This window comes from Williamsia sterculiae, assembly GCF_900156495.1.
Taxonomy (GTDB): Bacteria; Actinomycetota; Actinomycetes; order Mycobacteriales; family Mycobacteriaceae; genus Williamsia_B; species Williamsia_B sterculiae.
Map to the genome: position 1 here is coordinate 103859 of NZ_FTNT01000006.1, position 21286 is coordinate 125144.

Consider the following 21286-nt stretch of genomic DNA (forward strand, 5'->3'; position numbering starts at 1 on the left):
GCCCAACCCTACGGGCGACCTCACATCAGATCGGGAGCTTGCCACCGAATGCCGAGTACAGCACCGAGAGCATGGCCTTGAGCACCTGTGACGAGGTGTCCTGTCCCTCACCGGCGAGCACTCCGGCGATCGCGTTGGGGTTCTTGCTCTTCATCAGCTCCTGCACCAGGGGGATCACCGACTTCAGACCGGTCACGTCGATACCGCTCTGCGAGGTACCCGTGCTCGGCGCAGTGGTGGTGCCCGTGGTTCCGGTGGTTCCCGGCACGCTCTGCCCCTGCGGCAGGCTCGGGCTGCTCGTCGACGGCGTGGTCGTCGTGGGCGCGGTCGTCGACGCGGTGGCCTTCTGCCCGACCACCTGCTGCACGATGCCGTCGGTGATCGCGAGCGCGTACTTCAGCTGCCCGTCCTTACCGGTCAGCTGCGCGGCCTCGGTGGGGTTCGCGAGGTTGCCCATCTCGATGAAGACGTCGGGCACACCGGTCAGGTTGACGGCCGCGATGTCCGAGCGAGTCTGCAGGCCGTCCACCACACCGGCGTAGTTCGCCGGGGTGAACCCGGTCTTCTTGAACGCATCGCGCATCACCTTCGACGCGGCGAGCCCGGTGGTCGACTGGACCTTGTTGACGTTTGCATCGGGAATCGGCAGCTGCGGCACGATGACGTGGAACCCGCTCTTGCTCGGATCCGCGGAGGCCGACGTCGAGTCCGCGTGGATGTTCACCGCGACGTCGGCCTTGGAGGCTGTGGCCGCCTTGGCCCGCTCGTCCACACAGCCACCCCACCCGGTGTCGTTCTGCCGACTCAGCAACACCTTGGCGCCCTGGCTCTCCAGACCTGCCTTGACCAGCTGGGTGACATCCCAGTTCACCGTGTGCTCGGGCACACCGTTGACGCTGGTCGCGCCGGTTGTCTGGCAGTCCTTGGTGCCGCCGCGACCGTCGGGGACCTTCTTGTCGAGCTTTTGACCCGCCGAACCACCCTGGTGGCCGGGATCGAGGAAGACGGTCTTGCCGGTCAGTGCGGTGCCCTTCGCAGCGGGGGCGGCGGTGGCCGGTGCACTGGGAGTCGAGGTCGTAGGGGCCGCCGACGCCGAACCCGGCGCGATCAGCAATGGTGCGACCGCGGCCAGGCAGGCGGAACCGGCGAGAACTGTCACACGAGTGCGGGGGGCTTTGCTCATGGTGGTCACCGCGCGGCGTGGCGCACGGCTTCTCCTTCCTGGTCGACGTGTCGCGACTGGTCGAGTCGAATCTCATGCGACACTTCAGTCACACAAGGCACAAAGGTCTCATCAGTCACATCGACAACAGTGAACCAGCGATCGAGACTTTTGGGAAATCTCTGCCGACTCCCCCGGCTTTCGTTAGGTCGCCGTGATCAGACGGTGCATGCCTCGTTACTGGCGTGGCCGTCGGATCCGGATCGGACCACGCGCGGATTCCGCTTCGACGACCTCGCCGCGCTGCGTCACCTCACATCGACCGTCGGCAGCGAGCCGGTCGGCCACGCGACGGACAGCGGGCATCAACGCGCGCCAGTCGTCGTCGCGGAGCGCGCGGGCCACGTCGGACGGACAAATGGACGATGCCGGGGAACGTCGATCGAGCAGGTCCAGGAGGGTGTCGGCGATGCGCTTGTCGGACACCGGTGTCGGCGTCACAACGGCTCCGCGTCGGCCGCATCCGGCGCGATCCACGGTTCGGCGGTTCCCGCCGCGGGTAGATAGCGGGTGATCGTCACCATCGACTGCCGGTCGACGGGCTCGTCGTCGGGCCGCTGCAACTCGGCCAGCGCGTGCCTAGCCACCGCCTCGTCCAGTCCCGCACCGATCACCACCAGCCGCGTCCGGCGATCCTCGTCGGGACGCCATCGACGGGCGCGGATGCCGACGTGTCCGCCCACCGCGTGCACCTCGTAGCGATCACGGTGGCCGGGGATGTCGAAGTCGGCGACGCCCTTGATCCGGTACGCCCCGTCCGGCGGTCGCTCCAGGAACCGTGCCAGTGCCCGAGGGCGCAGCGGCTGACGGGTGGCGAAGGAGACCGACTGGTATGCGTCGTGCAGGTGGTCATGGGAGTGGTCGTCGTCCCGAGCGCAGTCGTCCGTCTCCAACTCCCGCATCAACGCGTCCAAGCCGAGTTGCTCGGGTCCCGACGACGGGGCGCGCGGCGACGGATCGACCAGCAGTTCGGTGGGTACCCGGGCACCGACGGTCCGCAACAGCGCGGCGGTCGGGTTGAACCGCCGGATCTGCGACCGCACGCCGTCCACATCGCGGGTGAGGTCCGCCTTGTTCACCACGATCAGGTCGGCGAGTGCGAGGTGCGCCCCGAGACCGCGATGCTCGGCGAGCGTCGCGACCACGTTGGCCGCGTCGACCACGTAGACCAGACCGCCGTAGCGCAACCGCCGGTCGTCGAGACCGAGCACCATACGCACCAGATTCCGTGGTTCGGCCAACCCGCTGGCCTCGATGACGATGAGGTCGAGCGCGAGCGCGGGGCGGGCCAGGTCGCTGAGGGCGTCGGCCAACTCGGAATCGTCCACGCTGCAGCAGATGCACCCGTTGCCGAGGCTCAACGTCGACTCGGACTGTCCGGCGACCAACAGCGCGTCGATGTTGATGGCTCCGAAGTCGTTGACCACCACGCCGATCCGGGTGCCGTCCGCGGTGCGCAACAGATGGTTGAGCAGCGTGGTCTTTCCGGCGCCGAGAAAGCCCGCGACCACCAGTACCGGAGTCGGCGCACTCGACGGCACACCAGCGGTCACGACGCGGCCCGAGCCAGACAGTCCGCGCACACCACCGCGAGTTCGCGGCCCAGCTCGTCGGGAAAGTTCGCGACATTGTCGGTCGGTGACGCACACACCCGACAACGGCCCACCGTCGCACCACCCTCACCGAACCGGGTGGTCATCCGGCCGTCGAAGACATAGAGGGCGCCCTCCCACAGGCCGCGGTCGCCGAACTGTTCGCCGTAGCGGACGATGCCGCCGTCGAGTTGGTACACGTCACGGAACCCCCGCGCGGTCATCAATGCCGAGAGCACTTCGCATCGCACACCACCGGTGCAGTAGGTCACCACCGGTCGATCCTTGAGGTGGTCGTAGCGACCACTGTCGAGGATGTCGACGAAGTCCGCGGTGGTGGTGGCGTCGGGACGCACCGCACCCCGCATTCGCCCGACCGCGGATTCGATCGCGTTGCGGCCGTCGAACAGGACCACGTCGTCGCGATCCGCCATCAACTCGTGCAGCTGCGTCGGCTGCAACCGGTTCCCGCCGTCCACCACGCCACGCTCGTCGACACTGATCTCGTCGGGCCTGCCGAAACTGACGATCTCGGGCCGGGTGCGCACCGACAACCGCGGGAAGTCGTCCCCGCCGCCGTCGGACCATGTGACATCCATTCCGGCAAAGGCAGGATAGGACCTGGTCGCCTTGACGTACCGTTTCACCGGTCGGATGTCGCCGCCGACCGTGGCGTTGATGCCGTGGGGTGCGACGATGATGCGCCCCCGCAGACCGAGCGATTCACACAGTGCGTGCTGCCACAGTCGGATCGCCTCGGGATCGGCGAGGGGTGTGAAGACGTAGAACAGGACGATCTTGGGTGTCGACACAGATGCAAGGGTACGGGGGGACATGCGGGTGAACATCTGGCGGCGACCGTCGGGCATGCAGCGACGGACCGCAGGAGTGGCGGGCGTGCTGCTGGCGATCCTGATGCTCGCCGGATGCGGCGGCAACAACGGACCCAAGAGCATCGACATCCCGGGGCAGGACGCTCTGTCGAGCGAGACCGCACCCGAGGACACCACCACCCCGCCGCAACAGACGTTGCAGGCACGGACCCCGCGGGCGGGTTCGCTGGGTGCGCTGCTGTCGAGCTCCAAGCGGGTCGACAACGGCGACTATCACCGCGGTGCCACCGAAGACGGTGGCACGTCGCGGACCATTTCCGAGTTCGCGTTCACCGCCGACGGTCTCACCTGCGCCACCCAGTCGGGTGACTCACCCCGGTTGGTGTGCTCGGTGAGCGGGGTGAGAAACCTGACCGCCAGTCCCCCGTCGACGTGCACCAAAGCGCGCACCCAGCTGGTCTTGGACGGGGCAGGCGCGCGACCCCAGGCATGCTCGTCGTCTGACACCGTCTACGCGACCGCGACCCGGCTGCCCCAGGGCAAGTCGATCTCGGTGGACACGTTCACCTGCCTGAACTCCGAACGCGGGCTGACCTGCATGGCCAGCCGGCCACAGACGGGGTTCGCGGTCTCCGGCGGCCGGGTCGTCACCGTGGACGGCACCGACCCCGCCCCTGGTGACTGATCGAGTCATCCCCCAGAAGCAGGATTGCGGGCGCGGGATCCGAAACCGGCGCCGGACACATAGCATCGTGCCATGAGCGATCCACTGCAGAAGCCGTCCGCCGACCAGTGGGCGCCGCCGGATGCGGCGGACTGGCAGACCCATCCATATCCGGGTGAACAGTCGGCCTACGGCCCGGTCGGGTATCAACCGCCGGTGTACGCCTATGCCCCGCCGGCGGTGGTCACCACCAACGGGAAGGCCATCGCCGCACTGATCTGCGGTATCGCCGGATTCGTCACCGGTTTCCTGATCCTGGGCATACCCGCGGTGGTCCTGGGACGCATGGCGTCACGGGAGATCGTCCGTGCCGGTGGAACGCAGACCGGCGACGGACTCGCCGTCGCCGGTCGGATCCTCGGCTGGATCCAGGTCGCCATCATGGTGGTCGGCGTGCTGCTCGTGGTGGGCTTCATCGTGCTGGTGGTCGCCGGATCGCACTGACGATCCGCTCGCGCCGATCAGTTGGCGCGATGACGCTCCGCACGTCGTGCCGGGCCGCCGCGTCCGTGCCCGGCGCCGCCGCGTCCGCCCTGCGACCGTCCGCCCTGGCTACGAGCACCCTGACCCCCGCGACCTCCGCGCCGCGCCCCGGATCCCGAGGCATTACCCGAGCCACGCCGCGGGCGGCTCTGCTGCGGGGTGGCGGCGACCGGTGCCGGCGTCACGCGCTCGGCGACCTCGCCGACCAGGTCGGACACCTCCACGGACGTGGCGGTCACGGGGGTGGGCGTGGCCTTCACCCCGGCTCGGCGCAGTAGCGACGTCAGGTCGCGACGCTGGTCCGGCAGGCACAGGGTGACCACGTCGCCGGCACTGCCTGCCCGAGCGGTGCGACCCGAGCGGTGCAGGTAGGCCTTGTGCTCGGCGGGCGGGTCCACGTGCACCACCAGCTCGACCTCGTCGACGTGCACGCCACGGGCAGCCACGTCGGTGGCGACCAGCACGCGCACGCCGCCGTCGGAGAACGCGGCGAGGTTGCGGTCGCGCTGGGCTTGCGACAGATTGCCGTGCAGATCGACCGCCGGGATTCCCGACGCGGTCATCTTCTTGGCCAACTTCTTGGCCTGATGTTTGGTGCGGGTGAACAGGATGCGGCGGCCCGACCCGGACGCCAGCGCGTCGAGGACCTCGTTCTTACCCGCCTGGTCGGCAACCGAGAACACGTGGTGGGTCATCGCGGTGACCGGAGAACTGGCCGAGTCGACGGCGTGTGTGCGGTGATCGGTCAGGAAGCGCTTGACCAGCTTGTCCACGCCGTTGTCCAGGGTGGCCGAGAACAGCAACCGCTGCGCATTGGGCGGTGTGGCGGCGAGAATCCGGGTGACGCCGGGCAGGAACCCGAGGTCGGCCATGTGATCCGCTTCGTCGAGCACGGTGATGCAGACCCGGTCGAGGCGCACATGGCCCTGTCCCATCAGGTCCTCGAGACGACCGGGGCAGGCGACCAGGATGTCGACCCCACGGCGCAGTGCGTCGACCTGACGGCGCTGGTTGACCCCGCCGAAGACGGTGCTGACGGTCATGCCGACCGCGCGGGCCAACGGCTCCACCGCAGCGGCGATCTGGGTGGCGAGCTCCCGGGTGGGTGCCAGGATCAACGCGGCGGGGTGCTCCGGTCGTGCGGCACCGGTCGCGGCCACCTTGGCGACCACCGGGATGGCGAACGCCAGGGTCTTGCCGGAGCCGGTACGACCGCGGCCGAGGACGTCGCGCCCGGCCAAGGTGTCCGCCAGGGTCGATTCCTGGATCGGGAATGCGTGTTCTTTACCGTCGGCGGCCAGCGCTGCGACCAACGCGGACGGGACGCCCAGCGCGGCGAAGGTCTTCGTGGTCGGGCTGTCGGTCGCGTCCGCGGTGGCGGCAGCGGTGATGTTGATGTCGGTGGACAAGGGGTCAAAGCCTTTCGTGACTGTCACACCGGAATCACGGGATGTCCGCATACTCGGCATGACAATGGCGGCGGGCGGGTACGCACGCCGTTTCGCCGCATGAGGGCGTTCCACAGTTCGCGCGAGTGCGCAGTGCGAAGAAGCGTTCATCGACGCTGGCGGGCCGGGACACTGTTCGGGCGCGCTCACGCGCTCGGTTTCCAGCAGGCTCCGCGCCGCGGGGCCGTCCGCCAATTGCCTCAACTGTACCTTGCTCCGTCCGCAGCCCCACTGTGGGTTGCAACACCATGACCTGACGACGGTAACTGTATTTATGTTCTCGCTGCTACTCGATAATCGAGCGCAGATAAGTTATCTCGGACCACCGGGGCAACCGATGATACGACCTTGGATATCGTGACGGGGCACCGCGTGTTCGCCGGAACGGCACTAATAGGTGCATGTATGATTACCGCAAAACGTCACGCAAGCCGACGATAGTTCGGTCGAAAGACAAACATTGAAGACGCCATCACAGACGGAGGCGTCGTGTTTCTCATCGGTGGTGTGCCCGTCTGGGAACGCCGCACTTGTGGACATTCAGCGAGGAAGGACCAACAGTGGCCAAGAAGCAGGTTGTTCAATTCATCGACGACCTCGACGGAAAGATTCTCGACGAATTCGAGACCGTCAAGTGGTCGTTGGACGGAAAGCACTATGAGTTCGACACATCGCCGAAGCATGCGGCGCAGTTCCGTGACTCGTTGACACGGTACGTCGAGATCTCGCGCTCGGGGGGATCACGGGCGGCCAAGAAAGTACAGTCCAATGGGTCCGGCACCCGCTCCAAAGAACAGACTCAAGCTATTCGCGACTGGGCCAACGCGAACGGTATCGAGGTGAGTGATCGTGGTCGCATCCCGTTGAAAGTGATCGAGGCTTTCGAAGAAGCGCACTGATTCTCCACGGACCACCGCTGCCACGAATTCGTGACGCCCGACGAGTTCTCTCGTTTCTTTCCCCGTCGACGTCGTCTCGGCCGCCGGTGACCTCGTCGTTCCCATGTACCTCACTGCGAATCGTGCCGTGGGAGACGGCCGCCTGCGGGTACCCCGCACAATGGAGGGATGAGCTACGACGATGCGGCAGACCGGGACTTTCACTTCTTCGAACCCGCGGGTGACAGCGGCCTGCCACACTCACCGTTCAACGCGATCATCGCGCCGCGACCGATCGGCTGGATCTCGAGTCGTTCGGCCGACGGAGTGTTGAACCTGGCACCGTACAGCTTCTTCAACGCGTTCAACTACATCCCCCCGATCATCGGATTCGCCAGCAACGGTGACAAGGATTCCCTCGGCAACTCTGGGGCGACCGGCGACTTCTGCTGGAATCTCGTCACCCGAGAACTCGCAGGAGCGATGAACGCGACGTCCGCGACTGTGCCCGCCGACGTCGACGAGTTCGCGCTGGCGGGCTTGACCCCGGCGGAGTCGACAATCATCGACGCACCGCATGTCGCGCAGGCACGTGTGGTCTTCGAGTGCCGCACCAGTCAGATCGTGCCGTTGCGGAGCGCCTCCGGTGACCCGACCGTCACCACGATGGTCTTCGGTGAGGTGGTGGGTGTGCACATCGATCGAACGCTGCTGGTCGACGGCGTCTATCAGACCGCGCTTGCCGACCCCGTCCTCCGCGCCGGCGGTGCGTCGAGCTACTACACCATCTCCGACGAGGGACACTTCGACATGACACGGCCACAATAGGTGACCTCACCCGCGCGACACGGCCGCCAGTGCCGACGTCATCTGGCCGAATGCATACGGGATCGAATTGGGTGAGGGCTCGTTCAAACCGGTGATCTGCACCGTGTTCAGCATGGCCACAGCCCCGCGTCGCACCGAACCCAGACCTCGAAATCCACCCAACCCCTCCACACGCTTCTGCAGCTGTGGCGTCTGCGCTGCCAGCACAAGCAGATCAGAATCGAGCAGGGAGAAGTTCTCGGTACTCACCTGTACCCGCGGTTGACCGGACTCGGCGGCCTCGTGCGTCAGTTGCTTCGAGATGCGTAGGCCCAGTTGGCCGAACAGCTTGCCCGCGCCGTCGGAAGGGTCCGCCAACACCGACATCTGATCGGAACCGTAGGCAAACGCGAAGGTGTAGGTCTTGCCACGCAATCCCGGGAACCTGCGCGCGACGTCGGTGATGGTGCGGTCGACTCCGGCGGTGATCCGTGTTGCCTCATCCGGTCGATGGAGGATGGTGCCCATCAGCGCGACCATGTCCTGCCAGGGGTCGACCTGTTGTCCACTGATCTTGTCGATGGTGGGGGCGAGCTTGGTCAACGCATCGAAACCACCCGCCATCGAGGCGAACCCGGGTGCCAGTATCAGGTCGGGTTTCAGCTTGGCGACGGACGCGACGAGATCACCCGAAGGGTCGACCGGAACGGACTTCTTCAGCTTGTCGCCGTACCAGGGCGGCGTGCCCGTACCCTGCTGCTCGAGCCCGTCGTAGTAACCCACGGGGGTCAGACCGAACGACAGGGCCACGTCGGTCCATTGCCCGCCCAATGTGACGACACGCCTCGGAGCCTTCGGCACGGTGATCTGTCTGCCGTCGGGCAGGTTGATCTGTACCGGCGCCGCCGCCGCGGTGTCGTCGGCTGTCGAACAACCGGTACCGGCCAGCGCCACGGCCAGTGCGACGACCACCGACATCGACCCTCGAGGGCGTCGCCTCGTCGGACGACGCACCACCGGCGTCAGGCCGAACACGGGATCATGGCATAGGCGGCGACGTCACACACGCTCTTGCGGCTCAATTTCCACTTGTCACCCGTCCACACCCAGCTCAAGTCGCGGTATCGAGAACCGTTGCCCACCAGCGACATCTGAAGCCTGGCGGACAAGGTGGTGCCGCGCTGCTGTACCGGCCCCACCATCTGGTAGGTGAATCCCGCACCGCTGACCCGCAGCAGCTGCGCCACTCGATCGATCGACGTGAGACCTCGTGCCCCGCTTTCGAGCTCATCGGCGCGGACCGACCTGGAGGCGGACGTGTTCATGATCACCGAGATCTTGGTGTTGAGCTGCGCCGGACTCAGCGGAGCAGGAGTAACAGCTTGTTGTCGGCTTTGTGGAGCTGCCTGTACGGATCCTCCACCCTCCTGCGTCCCGACAAGCGACGAATGATCCGACCCGGCTCCGCCGTTGTCGGACTGAGTGAGCGCGGCGGCCGGTTGCGACCCTTCCGCGCCCCCTCCCCCGTCGGGAACCTGCTCCGCGGTCGGAGCGGCAGCGCCGGACGAGGGCACACCGACATCGCCCCCGGACACCGTCGCGCGACCCGTCGCGCCCTGAGCCGCACCCAGATTGACCACCGTCGGGGTCTCCGCCACAGCGGCGCTTCGACCGGCGCTCCCGTTGGAGATCATCAGGCCCACCACGCCGATGGTGACGATCAGGGCCGAGACGACCGCGGCCACACCGGCCGACGCCACGATGGTCGGGATGTTCACCGTCGATGCATTCCGCGACACGGGCCGATCCTCGTGATCCGGCGGCTCGCTGGGCTGATCCGTCCCGGGTGACGACTGATCGCGATATGCCGCGAACGGGGCACGATGGTCGGTTCCATCCGGGTCACTCTGTGTCATGGTCTATGCCTCCCAGTGGACTCTCCGCGTCTATGCGCGAACTGCGATCGCGATGTCGACGCCGACGATTTAGGAAAGCCTAACCATATGATGGCTGGCGGACCAGCTCCGACCCCATCGGACCACCCGCGGAGGTGGTATTCACGGACAACCCGACGAGCCGTCCGCACCGTCAGCAGGTGCGCTGCGATGCCTCGGCGCCGATGATGCGGTCCAGCCACTCGGCGAACAACGCGCGTTCGCCGGGGCTGAGCGCGGTGACGTTCTCCACTCGCGCGCGCAGCGCAATCGCGTGGCTACGGTCCGGGTCAGAAGTCACTCCGGCCGGTTCGTCCGCACGCGTAAGGATCTGGTCGAGCGTGGCCGCGAACATCGCGTCGGCGAGACGCAGATCACGATTGCCCTCCGAGCGGGCGATGATGGTCGAGATCGCGCCGGTCCCCGCGGCATGGATGATCTCCACGGCCTCGCCCTCGCCGACCCGGAGCCGCCCCGCCAGCGCGACGCGATGTACCCGCTGGGCGAGTAGCCGTATCCCCTCCTGTGCGGCAGGAGAATCCCGCCCCCTGGTGGGATCGGCGAGCAGTGCGAACAGCGCCGGGTTGGACACGCCGAAACCGATCGTCATGTCCCAACCCCGACGTAGGTCCTCAATCGGGTCAGCAGGTGCATCAGCGGTGACGGCCGCCGCCTTCTCGGCCGCGAAAGCGGCCATGACGTGCTCCGCGATCGCGTCGAGCAACCCCTCCTTGTCACCGAACAACCGATAGATCGTCGGCGCTTGCACACCGGCGCGCTCGGCCACGCCACGGGTGGTGATCGCGGCCTGTCCACCCTCGTCCAGCAACGCGGCGGCCGCGGTGAGGATCCGATCCCGTGAGGTGCCCGTCGTAGGTGTCATATATCAACGATAACGCCATTCTGATAACAGCATTGATATCAATGATACCATCTGATTGATTCCGTCGGAAACACCTTAGGAGCATCCTCATGATCGTGATCACCGGTGCCACCGGTGCCCTCAACGGCGCCACCACCGAACGCCTCTTGCAGCAGTTGCCGCCCGGCGACATCACCGTCGTCACGCGCGACACCGCCAAGGCGCAGCATCTCGCCGATCGCGGAGTGACGGTCCGGTACGGCGACTACCGGGACGCCGCGTCGCTGCCCTCGGCCTTCGAGGGAGCCGACCAATTACTCCTCGTCTCGTCCAACGACCCGTCCGCCGACGCCGTGTCGCTGCATCGAACAGCGATCAATGCGGCGGTCCGGGTGGACGCGGGCCGTGTGCTGTACACCAGTCATCAGGGTGCCGCGACCGACACCCCGTTCAAGCCAGGACGCGACCACGCCGCCACCGAACAACTGCTGGCGGAGTCAGGACTGCCATGGACGTCGCTCCGCAACGGGTTCTACCTGCACAGCCTCGATTGGTTGCTCGGTCCGTGGCGTGACACGGGCCGCATCATCGTCCCCGCCGAAGGGCCGGTTTCGTGGACCTCGCGCACCGACGCGGCCGACGCGGCGGCGACCATCCTGCTCTCCCCCGGGGCGTACGACGGTCCGACGACCATCACCGCAGGCGCGGCGCCCACATTCGCCGAGATCGCCGACATCGCCTCTGAGACCACCGGCCGCACCATCGGATTCGATGTGGTGGACCCCGACGAATGGGTCGCGGGCCAGGTGGGCGCGGGATCCCCCGAACCGATGGCGCGGTTCCTCCTCGGCATGTACGAGGCCGCGCAGGGCGGCTATTTCGCCGGGACGGATCCGTTGCTGGGCAGTCTGATCGACCGCGAGCCGCAGACGGTGCGTGACCATCTGGCGTGACGCTGCGCACCGGTGGTCGAAGGTCGCTCCCGACGGATGTGTGGAGTCGCCTAGGGTGTGGCCGGAGCCGCGGCAGCCGGGATCGGGAGCCCCAGGTTGTCGCGCAGGGTGCTTCCGGCGTAGTCGGTGCGCAGCACACCCCGCTCCTGTAGCAGCGGCACCACCCGATCGACGAACTCGTCGAGGCCCGACGGCACGAGATGTGATCCGACGATGAATCCGTCGGAGCCGTCGTTCTGGACGAAAGTATCGATCTGTTCGGCTATCTGGGCGGCTGTACCGATCAGCGGGCCGCGCTCGAACTGGTCGGCCACGGTCTCGCGAAGCGACAACTTCTTACGCTCGGATACCTCACGCAGTCGCGCCGCGGTATCGAATCGGTCCTGGTACAGGAACGCTCGACCCTGGATGATCGGCGCGGCGTCGGGATCAGGATCGATCTCGGGGATCGGCCCCTCGGGGTCATACGCCGACAGGTCGCGGTTCCACAGTTGTTCGAGCAGGATCAGTGCCGTCTGGCCGGTGACCTGTTCGTCGCGGATCGTCCGGTAGCGATCCCACGCGTCCTCCTCGCTGTCGCCGATGACGAAGCTCGCGGAGGGCAGGATCTTGAGATCCTCGGGCCTGCGGCCCGACGCCACGGCACGCGCCTTGACGTCCCGGTAGTACTCGGCCGCTTCCGGCAACTTGCCGTACGGCGAGAAGATGGCGTCGGCGTTCGCGGCGGCGAAATCTCGCCCCTGCGGCGACACGCCGGCCTGCAGCAACACCGGCCGTCCCTGTGGACTCCGCGGAACCGTGAAGGTGCCACGGATATCGAACTGGTCACCGTGGAAATCGAACGCTCCCGCGTCGGGTCGCGCCACGAACCGTCCGCGCTCAGGGTCGGCTGCGAGGTCGTCGTCGCGCCAGGAGTCCCAGAGCGCACGGACGGCCGCCACCATCTCCTCGGCGCGCTCGTAGCGTTGAGCGTGCGGCAGGAACCCGCCGCGGCGGAAGTTCTGGCCGGTGAAGGCGTCGAAGGATGTCACCACATTCCACGCCGAGCGGCCACCGGAGAGCTGATCGAGCGTCGCGAACTGGCGCGCGAGCTCGTACGGTTCGTTGAAGGTGGCGTTGATCGTTCCCGCGAGGCCGAGGTGCTCGGTGACCGCGGCGAGAGATGCCAAGACGGTCAGGGTGTCGGGGCGGCCGATGATGTCCTGGTCGAAGATCTCGCCCGCCCGTTCGCGAAGAGCGAGCCCTTCGGCGAGGAAGAAGAAATCGAACTTGCCTCGCTCCGCGGTGCGCGCGGTGTGCTCGAAGGAATCGAAGTCGATCTGGCTGCCGGCCTCGGGATGCCACCACGCGGTGTGGTGATTGACTCCGCCCAGATACGCGCCGAGGATGACCTGCTTCTTGGGGGTACTCATCGTGCTGGTTGTACTCCGTTCGATGTTGTCGCCGCGTAGCGATTGGGCACGTCGACGGGCAGACGCAGCAGACCGCGCAGCGAGGAGGCGGTGTATGCGGTCCGAAAGAGGCCGCGACGCTGCAATTCCGGTACCAGCTTCGACGAGATTGCGGTGAGATCGTCGACGGCCACGCCGGGTCGCAAGCGGATGCCGTCGACTCCCTGCTCGGACCAGACGGCCAGCAGATCCGCGAGTTCGGCCGCGCTGCCGGCGAAGACGACGGCGTCGGAGGTCAGCGCATGGCCTGCGAGGTCATCGAGCCGGCGGAGCCGTGCCTCGCCTCGCTGCTCGTCGGTGTCGAGGAAGACGACCACGTCGGCGAAGACCCGCAGAGGCTCGCCGGCGCGGCCGACGCGTTCGGCAGCGGTGCCCACCTCGGTCAGCAGTTCGGCCGCAGTTTCCCGGCCCGGGGTCACGAACACCAGGTCGGCCGTCCGCGCGGCGAGCTCGTAGGCGAAGTCGCGATGCGCGAGTGCCGTCACGACCGGCTGCCCCTGCGGCGGTCGCGGCGTGATGGACGGACCGCGCACGCTGAAGAACCTGCCCTGGAAGTCGACGTGGTGGAGCTTGCCGCGGTCGATGAACCGCCGGGTCGCCACGTCGCGGATCTCGGCGTCGTCCTCCCAGCTGTCCCAGAGCCGGCGCACCACCTCGACGAAGTCGGCAGCTTCGGCGAACAGATCGGTCACGAATTCCGGAACCGGCGCCGCCAGCAGTGATGCGGGATCGCGAAAGTCGAGCTCGGGAATCTGGCGCCGACCGAAGTGACCGGCCTCTTGGGTAGACGGCGACACCCTGACCTGCCATCCCGCGCGCCCTCGCGACGTGTAGTCGAGCGTCGCGAGTGCCTTCGAGACGTGGAAGGGTTCGGTATGGGTGGTGGTGATCGTCGGTATCAGGCCGAGACGTGTTGTCGTCGGAGCGATTCGAGCCGCGACGAGATTCGCGTCGAGGCGTGCCCGCACCCGATCGGTCGGGGCGGGTTCCGACGCCGCCCCGGGCGGGCCAGGTGATGCGAGCGTGTCCTCGATCGTCGCGAAGTCCAGCAACCCGTGTTCGGCGGTGGCGGCGAGGTCCGCCCAATATTCGGCGGCGAACAGCTCACGTGGCCGTGAGTGGGGATCTCGCCAGGCGGCCGGATGCCACCCGGCACCGTCGAGCGCGACTCCCAGATGGATCTGCCGTGACGAGGGCACAACCGAACTCCTTCTTGTCGGCCGTAGTGATGGCGTGGTCGCCCTACGACGGCCGGACCGACGGTAACGATGGAGAGCGCTCGCCTGCCAGAGTTTTCGTCACGGCGATTCGGATGGGATCTCCGCGGAATACCCACCCACCGCACCTCGTTCGGGCGACGGGCGGCGACTCGAAAAGCCTCTCAGCCCGGCCGGTGCAACCGCGGCTCGATGGTGACCGCGAAACCGCCGGTGTCGACCACGATCGGGCGCAGTGGTGTCCCGGGGCCGACAGACCGGCCGTCGGTGAAGTCACAATGCCCGTTCGGATTCACCACCACCGTCCGTCCACCGATCGGGTCGACGAAGGTGAGGCGCGCGGCGCCCTGTACCTCCCAGGGATTGCGCCCGATCGCGGTGTGGAGCCACGGCGCCAGAAACGGATAGGCGCGGTAGACGACGACCCGAGAGACTCCATCGCCACCGGTCACGATGGGACGTGGGACCTGGACGGGCGAGAACGGCGGGGTGAGCGGATGCTCGGTGCGGTTGCCAGGTGACGACACGCCGTTGGGTAGCTGCACCGGATCGGGCGTGACCGGCCGCGCCGAGGCACTCGGGGCGAGGAGCAACGATGCACCGACCGCGAGTACCACGGCAGACACCAGAGCGGATGAGGTGTTGCGAGTCCACATCACGCAACGATGTCAGCGGGCGGTCGAGACCACCAGCCTGTGCTCACGACGACTCTGGGAGCACTCGACCGAGCATCTGCACGAAGCGAGGCAGAACGGTGGGGTCGGATTCGGCGTGCGCCGGGACGAGTTGTCCGATCGAGAGCACTCTGCAGCCATCCCGGCTCCAGAGTTCGTCGAGCGCAGGTTCGAGCTGTTCGAGGGTCGGACCGGTGTTTCGCCCATTGACGTTCTCGGCCAGGGGAGCGTCGAGGAAGTCGAGTACGTCGACGTCCAGGTGCACACCGAACGGCCCCGGCGACAGCACCTCCGCTGCGGAGGCAGCCGCGTGGTGTGGAGCTGCGACCAGCTCGGATTGATCGATCAACGCCACCCCGAGGCGATCGAGCTGTGCACGTTCCCACTCCGTTGTCGCCGAAGGTTGGACACCGAGATAGACCAGATCGTCTGGGCGGAGGATGGTCGTCGGTCCGGCGAAGCCGGCGACCTCGGGCACGGCTCCGGGAATGTTCAACGCATGTGCCATACCCATCCAGCTCAGCGATCCCTCCTCCGTCGACGACGGCGTGTTCAGGTCCAGGTGCCGATCGATGTAGACCAGACGCGCCCTTCCGACCACTCGATCGAGCGCCGCACAGACGCCCACCGCGACGGTGCAGCTACCACCGACCACGAGCACACGGTCGCCCGCCGTCAAGCCGTCGGCGACGGCATCGGACACCTCACGCAGCGATGACACCTCGTCATCGACGTTCTGCGCGCGCGGCGAGACGCGATCGGGCCGCCATCGGCGGACCGTGAGATCTCCCGCATCGTGCACCGTCCCTCCCGCAGTGACGATCTCGGTGATCAGCCCGGCCTGACGTAACGCAGCCGGGGCGTGCTCCACTCCGACGCAGTACGCACCGGCGCTGTCGGGAACCCCGATGATCCGAAGGCTCATCGTCGATCACCTCCTGTTGATCCATTCACCGCTGTCGGCCGCGGACTGCAGACAGGGTAACCGCAATTCAGCTAATTTGGGTTACATGTGTGATTGCGGCGCCTCGCGCTACCGTCGCATCATGGACCGGGTTGACTCGATTCCGTTCGACTCCTTTACGAGGATCGTCAACGGACGCGCGCGAATACCTCTTGCCACAGCGCGCGAGCGCCCGGCCCCGCTCAGCGATATCGAGTGGCTGCCGGACGATGCCGTCGTCCAAGCGGCTGCCGACGAGGTGTGGGAGGTGTTCGACGCGCCGGATCGCGCCGAACGACTGAACGCGCTGTTGGCGCGCACGCGTCTTCAACCGCGGCTCACGCTCGCCGGCGATCTGCGGTGGCACTCCCCTGCGCGGAGCGTCGCGGGCATTCTGCTGGCGCGATTCACGGCGACCACACTCGACGCCGTGCGGCTCGTCGGGTGGGACCGTCTCGGCGTGTGCGGAGCGGCCGACTGCGTCGATGTCTTCATCGACGACGGGGGACGCGCGCACCGCCGATACTGCTCCACGACCTGCCTCAATCGCACCCGCGTCCGCGACCACCGCGCACGTGGCGACGGTCGGTGAGGGCCGGAGGGCCTCCCGATCAGAGGGTGCGCATCATGACGGATCCGCGGGTCGACCGGGCTGGAGCACCGAACACCTCACTCTTCGGCGAACCGCTTGAGATTCAACAGCTGTCGGCGCGCCATCACCAGGTCACCCAGGATCAGCGGCCGCGCGCACAACCGACCACGTTCAGCGACGACCTTGAGCAACAATCGAGTCGAGCTACCGTCGGGGACCACCACATACGACATCAGGACGCCCAGAATGGTCGCTGTGAGCTGGACACCGGGTTCCACGGCCACGATACGTCCCAGCGGTCGCCCGCCACTCGCGGTGAACGAGTCGCCGACGGCCGGTTCGGGAAGACCACGCAGCACACGGGGTGAGCGTCGCCCGAAATTGTCGATCCAGTCGTACGAGTACGGCGCCAGCCGGATCTGCGCGACCCATGGCCAGACCCTTTCCGGTCGGGCGGCGACCGAGACACCGCGCCAGGCCTCGATGTCAGGGTCGCTCACCAGGTCATCGCAGGGGTAGTGCATGAAGATCTCGTCGTGCGTCACGCCCCAGACGGTCCCGCTCAACCGGCTGGTCCAGCCGGATGTCGCGGATGACCTTGCCGCAGTGTTCATGTCGTCAGACGCCTCTCGTTCGGTGAGCCCGTTCGGTCGCGCTCTATGATCGATCGCATCATGCGTCGCCCGCGTTCCAGCGCGGCGTCCGATTCGCCGACTAGTTGGACCTCCTGATTCATTGCCATGGCGATCCCGATCAGCGCCACGGCGTCGTCCACGGCGTGAACATCGGATCGCCCCGCCGCGCGGAACTGATCGACCAGGAACGCTCGCCAGTGCTTCACAGCCGCGCGTGCACGATCACGCAGCTCACCGGGCTGCCCGTCCAGATCCACGGAGACAGCGGTCATCACACACCCACCGGGGAAGGGACAGTCCGTGAGGTAGGCAGTCCACCGCTCAGCAATCGCGTCCAGTCGGGCACGACCCACGCGGTGACCCAGGCTCGGCGTCACGACCTGTTCCACGAACTCCCCCACCGCCACGTCGAGCGCCTCGTGCAACAACGACTCACGAGAGTCGAAGGGACCCAGGACACCCGAGCTGCTCAGCCCTACCCGACGGGCGATGGACCGCGTGCTGACGTGGCTCAACCCCTCGTGCGATGCGCAGTCCACAACCGCGCGGAGAATTCGTTCGCGGGTCAGGGCCGCGTCTGTCGCACTGCTCCGAGGCATATCACCACAATAGCTGACAGATGGCCGCTATTGACGGGAACGTTGCATCGCTCTACCGTTCGCAGAAATAGCGAGCGGGTGAGAGGTAAACGATGGATCTTATTGCTCTACAACGTCGGGTACACCAGTCCTGGACCGATCAGCGCTGGCACGAGTGGCTGCATTCGTGTGCTGACGACTATCGGTTCCAGCTGACACCGACGGTTCACCTCGGTGTCGAACACACCTTGACCTGGAGTCGCGCGTGGTTCGAAGCCTTCCCCGACTACCGGGAGCAGGTCCGCGCGGTGTACAGCTCAGACGATGCGGTGGCCTACGAGCTCATCGGAACCGGAAGCTCGGAGGCGGACCTCACCTTCCTGGGTCAGACGTTGGCGCGCCATTCGCCGGGTGCACACTTCGAGCTGCACTACGCGAAGGTCCTCGTGTTCAACAGTGACCGCAAGGTGACCGACGACCGCCAGTATCTCGACCCCGCGTCACTGCGGGATCAGTTGACGTAGAGGTGTCTCAGCGAGTGTCGATGGTCTGGCCCGACTACGTCAGGTCGACGAACACCAGCCTGTGGTCCGGCGATTGCGCCGACGGCTCGCTACTTACGGTCGGGCCTGTGCCGCGAGTCGGATCGGTTGCTGATGACGGCCGAGACATACCGACAGTGCAAAGATCGGCGAAACAGGGGAAGTCAGGTCCTGTCTGACCTGTCCATCGAAGTGGAGCTAAGGGGACTCGAACCCCTGACCCCCACACTGCCAGTGTGGTGCGCTACCAGCTGCGCCATAGCCCCGCGTCCTTTTCGGACTCGGTCGAAATTACACCATCGCCGGAGGCGCGACCAAATCGCTCAACCCGCCGTGCTCGCCTTGGTGAGCAGCCCGTCGATCCACTGGGGCCCGTCCAGGATGTTCTCGACGGGCTTGCCCGCGACGAGCACCGACGGGGTCCCACCCTGTCCGTTGAGAGCCTTGTCGAGCTGGATCTGAGACTGCTGCGCCGCCTTGTTCGCCTGCCCGACTTTCGCGCCGTCCACGATGCACGTCGAGGTCGCCGGACGTGCCCCCGAGTCGGTCGCGATCTGCGCGATCCGCTTGTTGTCGAGGTCGGTGGAGTGCTCGGCCGGTTGCTGCGCGAACAACGAGGTGTGGAACTTCCAGAACACGTCGCGGTTCTCACCCTCGGCAACGCAGAGGGCCGCGCCGGCGGTCCGTGACGAGTAGTCACCCGAGCCGGACTGGGAGTTCAGGAACGTCAACAGGTGGAACCGGATGCGCAGCTTGCCCGCCTTCACGGCGTCGACCATCGCCTGACCCGAGGCCGCCTCGAGTTGCTTGCAGTACGGGCACTGGAAGTCCTCGAAGACGTCCGCGGTCACCGGAGCCTGCTGATCACCGACGATCAGCGCCGCGTTCTGCGCCAACACGTTCTCGTCCACCTCACCCTTGCCGCGCTGGTTGTTCCAGATCACACCACCGATCACCAGCCCCACGATCACCAACGCCGCCAGCCCACCGAGGATGTAGGTGGCGGTGCTGGACGTGGGTCGGGGCTGGTGTCGATCTCTGGCCATCACAGTGGTGTCGTCTTCTTCGCTCGCGGTGATCGGGACGCGGGCTCGCGGGCCACCGGGTCATCCCGACTGTCGGGTCGCATTTCTACCAGGTTCGACCCTGCCCACGCCCGCACCACCACCGCGCGGCCCCGACACGGGCGCCCAGTCAGCCCTGCAGACTGGCGTCCACCAACTGCTGCGCCTCCTGCTGCACCTTGGCGAGGTGCTCCGGCCCCTTGAACGACTCGGCGTAGATCTTGTAGACGTCCTCGGTTCCCGACGGCCGCGCCGCGAACCAGGCGTTCTCGGTGGTCACCTTCAGCCCGCCGAGAGGCGCATGGTTTCCCGGCGCCTCGGTGAGGATCGCGGTGATCGGTTCGCCCGCCAACTCGGTGGCGTGCACCTGATCGGCCGACAACTCGGCCAACACCGCCTTCTGCTCTCGCGTGGCGGGCGCGTCGATCCGCGCGTAGGCCGGGTCGCCATACTGCGCCACCAGCTCGGCGTAGCGCTGCGAGGGGGTCTTGCCGGTCGTGGCGATCATCTCCGCGGCCAGCAACGCCATGATGATGCCGTCCTTGTCCGTCGACCACGGCGTGCCGTCGAACCGCAGGAACGACGCTCCCGCGCTCTCCTCCCCGCCGAAGGCGATGCTGCCGTCGAGCAGTCCGTCGACGAACCACTTGAATCCGACCGGCACCTCCTCCAGACGCCGCCCCAACCCCCCGACCACGCGGTCGATCATCGAGGAGCTGACGAGCGTCTTGCCTACTGCGGCGTTCTCCGACCACTGGGGGCGGTGGGTGAACAGATAATCGATGGCCACCGCGAGGTAGTGGTTGGGGTTCAGCAGTCCACCGTCCGGGGTCACGATGCCGTGCCGGTCGGAGTCGGCGTCATTGCCGGTGGCCACGTCGTAGGAATCACGCGCCGAGATCAGCGACGCCATCGCGTACCGCGACGAACAGTCCATCCGGATCTTGCCGTCACCGTCGAGGGTCATGAACCCGAACGTCGGGTCGACGGTCGGGTTCACCACGCTGAGGTTCTGCAGGCTGTAGATGAAGCCGATATCGGCCCAGTAGCCCACCGAGGCGCCGCCCAGCGGGTCGGCGCCGATACGTACCCCACTGTCGCGGATGGCCGCCATGTCCACCACGTACCGCAGTTGGTCGACGTAGTGGGCGGTGAAGTCGAAGTTCGACACCAGATCCGAGGCAACGGCCTCGTCGAACGGAACGCGCTGTACCCCGGTCAATCCGTCGGCCAGCAGCTCGTTGGCGCGGTCGGCGATCCAGGACGTGATGTCGCTGCCCGCGGGCCCGCCATTGGGTGGGTTGTACTTGAAGCCACCGTCCCTCGGCGGGTTGTGCGACGGGGTGACGACGATGCCGTCCGCCTGATCCCCCACCGCCTCGGCGCTCGCGTTGTGCGTCAGGATGGCCACCGACACCGCAGGTGTCGGGGTGAAGCGACCTTCCAGTTCGGCGGCCACCCGGACGCCGTTGGCCGCGAGCACCTCGATGGCGGTCCGCCAGGCGGGCCGGGAGAGGGCGTGGGTGTCCAGGCCCAGATACAACGGACCGGTGATCCCGGCCGCGGTGCGATGCTCCGCTATGGCCTGGGTGGTGGCCAGGATGTGGTCTTCGTTGAACGCCGTGTCCAGACTCGAGCCACGGTGTCCCGAGGTGCCGAAGGTCACGCGCTGACCGGGGTCGGCGGGGTCCGGGTGCAACGAGTAGTACGCGTCCTCGACCGCGGCCACGTCGATCAGGTCTTCCGGCAGTGCCGGTGTTCCCGCGCGTTCATGAGTCATCCTGCGATGGTCCTCTCTCGCTTCCGGTGTGGCCCGTTGCCGTCTCCACCCGGATTCTGCCACCTCGGTCAGCC

The 21286-nt window shown here is 66.9% G+C and carries 23 protein-coding genes, 1 tRNA gene and 1 pseudogene; 7 read left to right on the forward strand and 18 right to left on the reverse strand.

Translation table 11 applies throughout. The features are described from left to right. Positions 1-25: 25 nt before the first annotated feature. From BW971_RS11325 to trhO, 4 genes are all read right to left on the reverse strand, one after another. Positions 26-1183 carry an N-acetylmuramoyl-L-alanine amidase gene (locus tag BW971_RS11325; protein WP_083709842.1) on the reverse strand — a complete coding sequence of 386 codons (1158 nt, stop codon included), beginning with the start codon at positions 1181-1183 and terminating at the stop codon, positions 26-28. A gap of 216 nt (positions 1184-1399) precedes the next feature. Further along, positions 1400-1663: a DUF3253 domain-containing protein gene (locus tag BW971_RS11330; RefSeq protein ID WP_083709791.1), complete on the reverse strand. Its 264-nt coding sequence runs from the start codon at positions 1661-1663 to the stop codon at positions 1400-1402. Beyond that, positions 1660-2775, reverse strand: coding sequence for a CobW family GTP-binding protein (locus tag BW971_RS11335; RefSeq protein WP_234974360.1), 1116 nt, complete (start codon positions 2773-2775; stop codon positions 1660-1662). Before BW971_RS11335 ends, BW971_RS11330 begins: the two co-directional genes overlap by 4 nt. After that, on the reverse strand, positions 2772-3626 hold the full coding sequence (trhO, locus tag BW971_RS11340; protein WP_076479583.1) for an oxygen-dependent tRNA uridine(34) hydroxylase TrhO: 855 nt from the start codon (positions 3624-3626) through the stop codon (positions 2772-2774). Before trhO ends, BW971_RS11335 begins: the two co-directional genes overlap by 4 nt. Positions 3627-3654: 28 nt before the next feature. Here trhO and BW971_RS11345 point away from each other — a divergent pair, with 28 nt between their 5' ends. Together BW971_RS11345 and BW971_RS11350 are read left to right on the forward strand one after the other, a co-directional pair. Next, positions 3655-4332: a hypothetical protein gene (locus BW971_RS11345; protein ID WP_159441852.1), complete on the forward strand. Its 678-nt coding sequence runs from the start codon at positions 3655-3657 to the stop codon at positions 4330-4332. 72 nt (positions 4333-4404) lie between these two features. Beyond that, complete coding sequence (locus tag BW971_RS11350) at positions 4405-4815, forward strand: DUF4190 domain-containing protein (protein WP_076479589.1); 411 nt, start codon at positions 4405-4407, stop codon at positions 4813-4815. A 17-nt stretch (positions 4816-4832) separates the two neighbouring features. Here the strand turns inward: BW971_RS11350 and BW971_RS11355 are convergent, their stop codons facing one another. Beyond that, positions 4833-6251: a DEAD/DEAH box helicase gene (locus BW971_RS11355; RefSeq protein WP_407701216.1), complete on the reverse strand. Its 1419-nt coding sequence runs from the start codon at positions 6249-6251 to the stop codon at positions 4833-4835. Between the two features lie 611 nt (positions 6252-6862). Between BW971_RS11355 and BW971_RS11360 the strand changes: the two genes are divergently transcribed. Further along, positions 6863-7201, forward strand: coding sequence for a histone-like nucleoid-structuring protein Lsr2 (locus tag BW971_RS11360; protein ID WP_076479592.1), 339 nt, complete (start codon positions 6863-6865; stop codon positions 7199-7201). A gap of 168 nt (positions 7202-7369) precedes the next feature. Beyond that, positions 7370-8008 carry a flavin reductase family protein gene (locus BW971_RS11365; RefSeq protein ID WP_076479595.1) on the forward strand — a complete coding sequence of 213 codons (639 nt, stop codon included), beginning with the start codon at positions 7370-7372 and terminating at the stop codon, positions 8006-8008. 6 nt (positions 8009-8014) lie between these two features. Here BW971_RS11365 and BW971_RS11370 read toward each other — a convergent pair whose 3' ends face one another. The 3 genes from BW971_RS11370 to BW971_RS11380 form a co-directional block, all read right to left on the reverse strand. Next, positions 8015-8965, reverse strand: a complete 951-nt coding sequence (locus tag BW971_RS11370; protein ID WP_076479597.1) for an ABC transporter substrate-binding protein — start codon at positions 8963-8965, stop codon at positions 8015-8017. 44 nt (positions 8966-9009) lie between these two features. After that, complete coding sequence (locus BW971_RS11375; RefSeq protein ID WP_076479853.1) at positions 9010-9786, reverse strand: MTB12 C-terminal domain-containing protein; 777 nt, start codon at positions 9784-9786, stop codon at positions 9010-9012. A gap of 289 nt (positions 9787-10075) precedes the next feature. Next, complete coding sequence (locus tag BW971_RS11380; protein ID WP_076479599.1) at positions 10076-10804, reverse strand: TetR/AcrR family transcriptional regulator; 729 nt, start codon at positions 10802-10804, stop codon at positions 10076-10078. A gap of 89 nt (positions 10805-10893) precedes the next feature. Here BW971_RS11380 and BW971_RS11385 point away from each other — a divergent pair, with 89 nt between their 5' ends. Further along, positions 10894-11736 (forward strand): NmrA family NAD(P)-binding protein, encoded by an 843-nt coding sequence (locus BW971_RS11385; RefSeq protein WP_076479601.1) that lies wholly within the window; start codon positions 10894-10896, stop codon positions 11734-11736. 50 nt (positions 11737-11786) lie between these two features. On the opposite strand, the gene BW971_RS11390 is transcribed toward BW971_RS11385, so the two are convergent. The 4 genes from BW971_RS11390 to BW971_RS11405 all read right to left on the reverse strand — a co-directional run bounded on the left by BW971_RS11390 (position 11787) and on the right by BW971_RS11405 (position 16003). After that, positions 11787-13148 (reverse strand): NtaA/DmoA family FMN-dependent monooxygenase, encoded by a 1362-nt coding sequence (locus BW971_RS11390; protein WP_076479603.1) that lies wholly within the window; start codon positions 13146-13148, stop codon positions 11787-11789. Beyond that, positions 13145-14386: an LLM class flavin-dependent oxidoreductase gene (locus tag BW971_RS11395; protein WP_076479605.1), complete on the reverse strand. Its 1242-nt coding sequence runs from the start codon at positions 14384-14386 to the stop codon at positions 13145-13147. The genes BW971_RS11390 and BW971_RS11395 overlap by 4 nt, the downstream gene beginning before the upstream one ends. Positions 14387-14568: 182 nt before the next feature. After that, a complete protein-coding gene (locus BW971_RS11400; RefSeq protein ID WP_076479607.1) occupies positions 14569-15060 on the reverse strand; it encodes a hypothetical protein in 492 nt (163 codons plus the stop codon). Between the two features lie 43 nt (positions 15061-15103). Further along, the gene (locus tag BW971_RS11405; protein WP_076479609.1) at positions 15104-16003 is read right to left on the reverse strand and encodes an arginase family protein; all 900 of its coding nucleotides are present in this window, start codon (positions 16001-16003) and stop codon (positions 15104-15106) included. 121 nt (positions 16004-16124) lie between these two features. Here BW971_RS11405 and BW971_RS11410 point away from each other — a divergent pair, with 121 nt between their 5' ends. Next, a complete protein-coding gene (locus tag BW971_RS11410) occupies positions 16125-16613 on the forward strand; it encodes a CGNR zinc finger domain-containing protein (RefSeq protein ID WP_159441853.1) in 489 nt (162 codons plus the stop codon). Between the two features lie 77 nt (positions 16614-16690). Here the strand turns inward: BW971_RS11410 and BW971_RS11415 are convergent, their stop codons facing one another. The 3 genes and pseudogenes from BW971_RS11415 to BW971_RS22235 all read right to left on the reverse strand — a co-directional run. Continuing rightward, complete coding sequence (locus tag BW971_RS11415; RefSeq protein ID WP_234974361.1) at positions 16691-17158, reverse strand: polyketide cyclase; 468 nt, start codon at positions 17156-17158, stop codon at positions 16691-16693. A 65-nt stretch (positions 17159-17223) separates the two neighbouring features. Beyond that, positions 17224-17673, reverse strand: coding sequence for a TetR family transcriptional regulator C-terminal domain-containing protein (locus tag BW971_RS11420; RefSeq protein WP_234974362.1), 450 nt, complete (start codon positions 17671-17673; stop codon positions 17224-17226). Continuing rightward, positions 17674-17847, reverse strand: a pseudogene (locus tag BW971_RS22235) (TetR/AcrR family transcriptional regulator); the annotation flags it as partial. It lies immediately after the preceding gene. A gap of 92 nt (positions 17848-17939) precedes the next feature. On the opposite strand from BW971_RS22235, the gene BW971_RS11425 reads away from it, so the two are divergent. After that, positions 17940-18350, forward strand: coding sequence for an ester cyclase (locus BW971_RS11425; RefSeq protein ID WP_076479615.1), 411 nt, complete (start codon positions 17940-17942; stop codon positions 18348-18350). Positions 18351-18561: 211 nt separating this feature from the next. Here BW971_RS11425 and BW971_RS11430 read toward each other — a convergent pair. From BW971_RS11430 to pgm, 3 genes are all read right to left on the reverse strand, one after another. Beyond that, positions 18562-18634: transfer RNA gene (locus BW971_RS11430), tRNA-Ala, on the reverse strand. 57 nt (positions 18635-18691) lie between these two features. Continuing rightward, positions 18692-19414 carry a DsbA family protein gene (locus tag BW971_RS11435; RefSeq protein WP_076479617.1) on the reverse strand — a complete coding sequence of 241 codons (723 nt, stop codon included), beginning with the start codon at positions 19412-19414 and terminating at the stop codon, positions 18692-18694. A 148-nt stretch (positions 19415-19562) separates the two neighbouring features. Then, entirely contained in the window at positions 19563-21212 is a 1650-nt protein-coding gene (gene pgm, locus BW971_RS11440; RefSeq protein ID WP_076479619.1) for a phosphoglucomutase (alpha-D-glucose-1,6-bisphosphate-dependent), read from the reverse strand. Positions 21213-21286 lie beyond the last annotated feature (74 nt).

Bases quoted from the DNA above. Each gene is read 5' to 3' on its own strand.
- BW971_RS11325 (WP_083709842.1), bottom strand. From the start codon at position 1,183: ATGAGCAAAGCCCCCCGCACTCGTGTGACAGTTCTCGCCGGTTCCGCC.
- BW971_RS11350 (WP_076479589.1), top strand. From the start codon at position 4,405: ATGAGCGATCCACTGCAGAAGCCGTCCGCCGACCAGTGGGCGCCGCCG.
- BW971_RS11365 (WP_076479595.1), top strand. From the start codon at position 7,370: ATGAGCTACGACGATGCGGCAGACCGGGACTTTCACTTCTTCGAACCC.
- BW971_RS11370 (WP_076479597.1), bottom strand. From the start codon at position 8,965: ATGTCGGTGGTCGTCGCACTGGCCGTGGCGCTGGCCGGTACCGGTTGT.
- BW971_RS11380 (WP_076479599.1), bottom strand. From the start codon at position 10,804: ATGACACCTACGACGGGCACCTCACGGGATCGGATCCTCACCGCGGCC.
- BW971_RS11385 (WP_076479601.1), top strand. From the start codon at position 10,894: ATGATCGTGATCACCGGTGCCACCGGTGCCCTCAACGGCGCCACCACC.
- BW971_RS11390 (WP_076479603.1), bottom strand. From the start codon at position 13,148: ATGAGTACCCCCAAGAAGCAGGTCATCCTCGGCGCGTATCTGGGCGGA.
- BW971_RS11400 (WP_076479607.1), bottom strand. From the start codon at position 15,060: ATGTGGACTCGCAACACCTCATCCGCTCTGGTGTCTGCCGTGGTACTC.
- BW971_RS11405 (WP_076479609.1), bottom strand. From the start codon at position 16,003: ATGAGCCTTCGGATCATCGGGGTTCCCGACAGCGCCGGTGCGTACTGC.
- BW971_RS11410 (WP_159441853.1), top strand. From the start codon at position 16,125: ATGGACCGGGTTGACTCGATTCCGTTCGACTCCTTTACGAGGATCGTC.
- BW971_RS11425 (WP_076479615.1), top strand. From the start codon at position 17,940: ATGGATCTTATTGCTCTACAACGTCGGGTACACCAGTCCTGGACCGAT.
- BW971_RS11435 (WP_076479617.1), bottom strand. From the start codon at position 19,414: ATGGCCAGAGATCGACACCAGCCCCGACCCACGTCCAGCACCGCCACC.
- pgm (WP_076479619.1), bottom strand. From the start codon at position 21,212: ATGACTCATGAACGCGCGGGAACACCGGCACTGCCGGAAGACCTGATC.